Annotated in this window: 5 protein-coding genes; 1 reads left to right on the top strand and 4 read right to left on the bottom strand. The window is 41.7% G+C overall.

Annotation, left to right across the window (positions count from 1 at the left end):
* Positions 1–180: 180 nt before the first annotated feature.
* Positions 181–831, bottom strand: a complete 651-nt coding sequence (locus tag AB4160_RS14685) for a YidC/Oxa1 family membrane protein insertase (RefSeq protein ID WP_303414319.1) — start codon at positions 829–831, stop codon at positions 181–183.
* Positions 832–1,989: 1,158 nt separating this feature from the next.
* Here AB4160_RS14685 and AB4160_RS14680 point away from each other — a divergent pair.
* Positions 1,990–3,210 (top strand): DcaP family trimeric outer membrane transporter, encoded by a 1,221-nt coding sequence (locus tag AB4160_RS14680; RefSeq protein WP_372005257.1) that lies wholly within the window; start codon positions 1,990–1,992, stop codon positions 3,208–3,210.
* A gap of 162 nt (positions 3,211–3,372) precedes the next feature.
* Here the strand turns inward: AB4160_RS14680 and AB4160_RS14675 are convergent, their stop codons facing one another.
* Genes AB4160_RS14675 through AB4160_RS14665 form a run of 3 tightly spaced genes read right to left on the bottom strand, consistent with a single transcriptional unit; the run spans position 3,373 to position 7,483 of the window.
* Positions 3,373–5,457, bottom strand: a complete 2,085-nt coding sequence (locus tag AB4160_RS14675; protein ID WP_372005254.1) for a transglutaminaseTgpA domain-containing protein — start codon at positions 5,455–5,457, stop codon at positions 3,373–3,375.
* Positions 5,454–6,554 (bottom strand): DUF58 domain-containing protein, encoded by a 1,101-nt coding sequence (locus AB4160_RS14670; protein WP_303461932.1) that lies wholly within the window; start codon positions 6,552–6,554, stop codon positions 5,454–5,456. The genes AB4160_RS14675 and AB4160_RS14670 overlap by 4 nt, the downstream gene beginning before the upstream one ends.
* Positions 6,555–6,571: 17 nt before the next feature.
* The gene (locus AB4160_RS14665; RefSeq protein WP_372005251.1) at positions 6,572–7,483 is read right to left on the bottom strand and encodes an AAA family ATPase; all 912 of its coding nucleotides are present in this window, start codon (positions 7,481–7,483) and stop codon (positions 6,572–6,574) included.
* Between the last annotated feature and the right edge of the window lie 99 nt (positions 7,484–7,582).

Below are 7,582 nucleotides of genomic sequence, written 5' to 3'. Positions count from 1 at the left end.
GAAGTATTTAGTCCTTTGGCCATCAGTAAATGAATTTTGGTGTTGGCAACTCACGAAGGCGTTATGTTATAAATTTAGAGTAATGGGTGGCTTTATATTTTTGGGAGACACAAAATTTAGAGAATGGCTAGTTGATAAAAGGTCAGAATAATGTTTATTCTGACCTTTTATCTGTTCAAATTAAATAGCTTTATATGTGTCTTGTTGATGAAAGAATTTAGTAAGCACCAAGGATTGAAATAAACTCGTCACGCTAGATGTAGCCCAATATAAACCGATAGCGGATGGAAAGCTTATTAAGGTAACAACACAAATAATAGCGGGGATTATAAGCAACAAAGTACTGGTCTGCTCCGCGCTACCTGGCATCATAGTCATAGAAAAGTATGTAATAACGCCAACAAGCAATGCCAGTGCAACATCAGGTTTTGCAATGTTAGCAATCCAAGCAAATTTACTATTAAACACTATCTGTTGAAGGGCTTGGAACATGCATAACCCAAAAGCACCCTGACTGACAATATTAACTGCACTGCTTTTATCCAGAATTTTAATATTGTGTTTTTTATATAGTGCCATTGTACATTTAGCTATTTCATTTGGTTTGTCTTTATATATTGTTTTTATTTCTTCTAACTCTGGTTTTATTGCAGATATCGCTTTTTTATTTCTATACATATTCGCCATAGCTAAAACGTTAATAGGCATTAAAGCTAAGCGGCCAATTAGAGTAAACAATATTATTGCTACGGCCTCAGTCACACCAACTTCGTTAGTAAAAAAACCAATAGTTTGTACAATAAAACTGGTGAAAAAATTCCAAATATCCATTTACACTTCCTTGTTTGACATATTATGTCTAAGTTAGCTTTTGAGACATATTATGTCAATTGTTTTTTATTTGACCATTTAGTGAATGAAATATGCAGGAACTAAGAAAGCCTTCAATTTTTACAGAGATGACTTAACAACTTATTGGGCTGGATTTAGACTAAGAAAAAGGTAAAAGGCTCTGATCTCGACGTGATTTACGTTAAGCGCATTGGTTAAGTTATGGGAAACACATAGCTTCAATTTAACTTATTGCCTGCCGCAGGCCTATGTGCATATACAACTGCGAGACGCTGCAAGTACATCCTTGTAAGCTCTGCCAAAACGTCCCTGTTTTGGAAGCTCGCTGCTGCATCTACACCGGAATTTTCATATCTTCGATTTAACTTTATATATTGCGTTTAGTAACAGCGAAAAAAGTTGAATATCTATTTGTCTCTGGCTCAACTTTAATTGAGGCATCGAGAAAAGGCCGTGAGCTTGGCATGGATGCCAAGCTAGCTTTCGTTGGGCCAGGGAAGGCCCATCGGAAGCGTTAGGTTTTTTCGACAATGACCGAAGCCATCTACAAACGAAGTCAAAAGCTGGATTAATCCCCATCGAAAATCATGCGTTTTTCAGCATTTTTCGTCTGGGGCGCTGAGGGATTGTTAAGGGGGACAAGCGCTTTTCCCCTTGGCTCTGGTGTGGGCGAAGCACCACGACTTTGATCTAATCATTAATCTAAACGAAGTTTAGAAATAAACAGACCCATCTTAACCTTCCTAAATTAGCGCTTAAGCAACCGTTGATGAAACACCATTTGTGTCACCGATAAATGTTGGTATTGAAGCGTAATAAAATGTTCACTAAAAGTCTGAAAGTTACCAGTCAACCCTCATTAGATTTACTTCATTATTTAATAAGCGTTATTCCACACTTTGGCACTAATGCCAAAATGCTACCGCTGTCACTTTAAACACAATTATGGAACCAAGATTTAACTTACTGATTACAGTTTTGGTGTTTTTTGTAAACCCTATAGCAACCCTCGTTTTGGAATTGGTTCCAGTTTTATGATCACATCATTGATTACACATAGTTTCTCGGCGAGGTGTCTTCTTTAAAACCCCAATTATTAGAGAAGGTTTTTTTAACAATAAAAATAATGGTGATGTGATGAAAAAACGTTTATTCGGAATCAATAACAACTCAGTAAAGAGTCAATTTAATAATACTAAAATAGGATTGAGTTTAATTGGAGTATTGGTCGCTAGTGCGCTTTCAGTGACAGGTGCAAACGCGTCAGTTATTGAAAATACCGATGTACACTTTGGTGGTTACATTAAAGTCGACACTATGTTTAGTGATTATAGTAATGGTGCTCCTGGTTCTGGGTCGATTTCTAGACAGTTTTATGTACCTGGGACAATATATGGCGTAGAGGGTAACGGTAATCAGGTGGTTGATTTTCAGGCGAGAGAAACGCGATTTAACTTTAAAACGATTACCGATATTGATGACCATAAGTTAACCGGCTTTATCGAACTGGATTTTATGACTCATGCTGACGGTAACGAACGTGTGTCAAACAGCTATTCGCCACGTATTCGTCATGCATTTGTGAGTTTTGATAATTGGACTGTTGGTCAATCATGGACCACTTTTCAAAATCCAGCCGCTTTACCTGAGAACCTCGATTTTGTTGGCGCTGCAGAAGGCACCCCATTTGTACGTCAAACTCAAATACGCTATACCAATGGCGGCTTTCAATTATCTGTAGAAAACCCTGAAGCCACCTTAAATGGTTACCAAAGCCCTAGCCGAATTCTGAGCGGTAGTGGCATGGTACCTGATGTTGTTGCACGCTATAACTTCAAAACAGAGGCTGGTGCTAAATTGTCTGTTGCTGGTATTGCAAGGCAACTCAATATTGAAACTCGCATTAGCGATACTCAATTTGATGCAACGGCTTTGGGTTACGGCGTTAGTTTTAGCGGTATTTTACCCGTAGGTGCAGATGATATTAAATTTACTGCGACTTATGGTGAAGGTCTTGGCCGATATATGGCGCTCAATTATGTCAATGCGGGAGTTATCGATGCCGATGGCGATATTGAGGCGATTACCTCTTATGGTGGTTTTATTGCTTATCGCCATTGGTGGAATGACCAATGGCGTACCAGTGTGACAGCGTCAGCGTTTAGCGCGGATAATGATGTCAGCTTGATGGGCGAAAATGTTAATAAAGACTCATATTCTGGCTATGTGAATTTACTTTATTCACCAGTGAAACCATTAACTGTGGGTGTTGAATATATGTACGCTAAAAACAGTAAAGAAAACGGTATTGAAGGCGAACTTAATCGGGTGATGTTTTCTGCTAAATACGTGCTTTAGTTTACTTATAATTAGTGAGAATAGATATATAGCGAGAACAGAGACATAGCATGAGCCTGACAGCAGTCAGGCTCGATTTTAAGTACGTTTACAGGCCGATAGTAAGTGCTAGCCTTGTTATATACTATGTTAAAAATAATCAAATGGCCTTTGATTACCACATTAATTCATTAAATTCCTTTTCAGCTTACTAAAATAGCGTTTAAACAACCTTTGGTGCAAAACAACTTGTTTAGCGCTCAAAGGTTGATATTGCAAGGCTATAAAGTGTTCAGTCATTTTGTCAAAATTAGCCACCAGTTGTGGTTGCTGCTCACTAAATGCTTGCTGAATAAACTGGGCATAAGCTTGTGGTGGCATCGCATCACGTTGAAATCCTTTATTCGCAAGCTTTGCGCAAATAAGGTTATAGCGTTTGATGCAAGGATCTTGTTTGGGCTGCAGTTTAAACACGCCAGCAAAATAGGCAATGATAAGGGCAATGATGATAAAGCAGATGATCATCATAATAGCCACTTTACTGCTGCTGACATTGCCAAGGAGTTTGGCTAATACTTGTTGCTGGCGTTGCTCATCAAAACCCAGTACCCACACACTCCAGTAAAAATCGATGCTCGCCAGTTGCAGGCGAATATTGTTTAACCACGGAATATTTTTGACCTGTAAACTGGTAAATAGGCTGTCTTGTAAGTAACTGTCTTGGCCTGTAAACGTGGCATCAAAGCCGTCTAATACTCGCTCTGGGGCAATCATGGCGGTGGGGTCAAACCTTACCCAGCCTTGGCCTTCAAGCCAAACTTCAGTCCATGCATGGGCCATGTATTGATAGATGCTGTAATAACCGGCTTTGGGGTTATATTCGCCGCCTTGGTAACCGGTGACCATTCTGGCAGGTATGCCACTTGAACGGGCGAGAAATACTAGCGCTGAAGCGTAGTGGGAGCAAAAGCCTGCTTGGTTAGTAAATAAAAAGTCATCTACTTGCTGTTGGCCAAGCTTTGGCGGGCTTAAGGTGTAGTAAAAAGCCTGCTCAGCAAAGTAACCCATCATGGCATTGATGCGGGCTGCTGGCTGTGGGTAATCCTTAGCAAATTGGGCTGCCAACTGGCGAGTTTGTGGATTGCTATTATTAGGAATGGCCAAATTTATCTTGCTGATGTCTGGCGCGAGTTTGGCATCAAGAGCGCTACTTGGATAAGAGCTCACTTGGTAACTTAAGCGTTGATCAATGTTGCGCAGTGAGAATAGCCTAAAGTCGGATAACTCGACAATGTGCTCAGATTGACTAAAAGCCTGATCTAAACCAAACAACCATTTTTGATAGGTCGGCTCGGTGATCACTTGATAAATTAATGGCGCAGTAAGACCTGCTGAATTGGGCTTAGCGCGCTTAGGTTTATTGCCATAGGCGCTACGTTGTTCATTTTTACGATAAGGCGACTGACTCCAGCGTTGACCATCGTAGTTTTCCATGACCAGTGTGCGCCAGTACAGTTGCTCATTGCTAATGAGTTGCTGCTTATCGGTGTTATTGAGTTCATTTTCAAAACCGACTCTAAATGCCAAATTCGGCGAGCGGGTTAACTTACTAATATCCCCTAATGCAATTTCATCTGACAGGCCGGTAGTAGCATTTTTCATGCTGGGGGCTAACCACAATGGTGGCAGCCTTGGAAACACCACAAAAAGCAGTATGGCTAAGGGTAGGCTTTGGGCAAATAATTTCACCCCGAAGCGAAAGTTTACCTTGCGACTTGAATGCTGATAAATGCTGATCAGCACACAGTTATTAATGATGGCGACAAAGCTCAGTTGTAGAGTGTCGAGTATGGATTGGCGATCTAATAACGCAAAGCCTATTAAGAAAAAGCCCACCAAGACCACGACTTTAACATCGCGCACTTGGCGCATTTCGATGTATTTAAGGGCATAGCCTAGCAGGAGCAAATTGACTAATGCGTTAAGTAAACCAATTTCCTGTGACACTAAAGCCAAGGTGACAGCGGCGCCAATGGCTAGCCCTGTGACTAATACTTTAGGCGGCGCCGCTACCTTGCCAAGGTAAATTCCCACACGCCACACAAAGCAAATGGCGCAAATGCCGATGCTCCATAAGGTGGCATGCTGGTATAACGGTGATAGCACCAATACATTGGTAATTAATAACCAAAATAGGGTATTACGACCAATGTTCTCATTAAATGGATCATTTAACTGATGTTTTAACGCCTCTGAGCCTTGGGTCATTTTCTGTTCCCCACTGGGTGTTTATCAGTAAATGCTGACGTTGACTCAGGTGTAACTCTTGGTTCTGTTGTAATTGCTGGCTTAGCTACTGAACCATAAAGCGCAATCATTTGCTGACATTGTTTTCTGTGTGACTCGCCACTGTCTTGTTCGATAATTTGTTGGTTTAATGCCAAGCCAAAAACTTGCTGCGATTGAGATAAGGCGTTGACTTGCCACGCCAGCTTACTGAGTTTTTGTTCAAGACTATCACCGAGGGTGTCGTCTAAACTTAGCCACACCGGTTTGCCTTCAGGTTGGGCAAATTCTTTTGTTAGCATTCCGCGCCCTTGTGCCCATTGCTTCCACGCCACTTGTTTAAGTGACTCACCTTCAACGAAGGTTTTAAGGCCTTTATAGTCATCAACCCCTGGTTGTAATTTACCGTGTTCAAATTCGGTTTGATTGTCATTATCTAAACTGGTTAACGATACATGGGTGGCCAGCGGCGCGGCATAAATAATATGCTGGATATTTAAATCCACATAGGACCAAGTGTTAAATAACCCCAGTGGGAAACTGGATGAGACGCGAATTCTACCGGGGTTAACTAGGCCTCTGGATTGCGCGGTACAGCTGACGCTGGTATCGACGCCTTCAGCGACATCGGTAATGCGGCTATGGCGCTCATTAGGTAGATTCAAGCAAATTTGCTGGTGGCTGGTTTGGCTGTTGTCTTTGTTGATTTTACTGGATAATACAATCGGAAAGGCCAAGTTTTGGTTGGCATAAGTCTCAGGCGGGGTTAATGCTGTTAAGGTTAAACCTGCAAGATTTTTATAGCTGTAAATAATGCAACTATGGAACACACTGGCCAGCAATAAACTTAAGCCGATCACCAAATTGTTTTGATAGTTGGTGCCAAATAAATACAGCACCACTATCAGCACAAACCAAGCGACGCCAAAGCCACTGGGTAAAATAAAAATACTTTTATGGCTTAAGGTAATTTGTTTGTTCGCCGGTATTCGCTTATCTAGCCACTTTGACCAGCGCTGCTTAATCGCGGCGGGGATCAAGCGTGAATACCATTTTTTTGCTGCCTTGGAATTATTCATCTGCAATTAATTTCTGCTTAGCTTATTGGGTTAACGCGTGCGAGAATTTGATCTGACAGCGCTTGCCCCTGCAGTTGGCTATTGGTTCTTATGCGGTGCTCTGCTACGCAATGAAATACGGCCTGAATATCTTCTGGTACCACATAATTACGATGATTTAATAGCGCCCAGGCTTTAGCTGCGTCTAGCAGTGCAATACTGGCCCGAGGCGATAGCCCATTGCCATCGATTTGCTGACGAGAGTATTGGGCAAGATTGATCAAATACTTAAGCACAGCATCAGAGGCACTGACTTTTTGTACTTGTTGTTGCAAGCTCATTAGCTCGGTTGGGCTTAAGCATTGTGTGAGCGGCGGGGCATCGCTGCGCTGATGTAGTCCTTTTAGCATGGCTAACTCAGCATGTTCATCTGGGTAGCCAATAGAAATGCGCATCATAAAGCGGTCAAGTTGCGATTCAGGCAGCGGGAACGTCCCTGATTGCTCAATGGGGTTTTGGGTAGCGATAACAAAAAAAGGCTGTGGCAATGTGTGTGTTTCACCATCAATGGTGATTTGTCTTTCTGCCATGGCTTCAAGTAAGGCACTTTGGGTTTTAGGGCTGGCGCGGTTGATTTCATCGGCTAATAACATTTGATTAAAAATCGGCCCTGGGTGAAATTCAAACAGTTGATTTTGTTGCTGGTAAATGGATACCCCTAGAATATCAGCGGGTAACATGTCACTGGTAAATTGAATACGTTGATAGCTCATGCCCATTGAGGTGGCTAAGGCCTGAGAAAGACTGGTTTTACCCATGCCAGGTAAATCTTCAATCAGTAAATGACCTTTAGCGAGAATGCAGGCTAGCGCCAGTTTGATTTGCTCAGGCTTACCTAATAATACCGTTTCTAATTGGCTTAACAGCGATTGTAGTTTTGTTGCTGACACTAAACACTCCGTTAGTTAACAAAAAGGGCCTAATTAAGCTATTTTGCTAACAAGTACATCGAATGGCTTACGTTAACCTGCCAAAGATAATAAAGGAAG

It is taken from the genome of Shewanella sp. 10N.286.51.B8, from assembly GCF_041469325.1.
Taxonomy (GTDB): Bacteria; Pseudomonadota; Gammaproteobacteria; order Enterobacterales; family Shewanellaceae; genus Shewanella.
This window is presented reverse-complemented; position numbering and strand designations above follow the sequence as displayed.

What these genes read in the sequence shown, in the direction of transcription:
- AB4160_RS14680 (WP_372005257.1), top strand. Translation starts at nt 1,990, where the DNA reads ATGAAAAAACGTTTATTCGGAATCAATAACAACTCAGTAAAGAGTCAA.
- AB4160_RS14675 (WP_372005254.1), bottom strand. Translation starts at nt 5,457, where the DNA reads ATGACCCAAGGCTCAGAGGCGTTAAAACATCAGTTAAATGATCCATTT.
- AB4160_RS14670 (WP_303461932.1), bottom strand. Translation starts at nt 6,554, where the DNA reads ATGAATAATTCCAAGGCAGCAAAAAAATGGTATTCACGCTTGATCCCC.
- AB4160_RS14685 (WP_303414319.1), bottom strand. Translation starts at nt 831, where the DNA reads ATGGATATTTGGAATTTTTTCACCAGTTTTATTGTACAAACTATTGGT.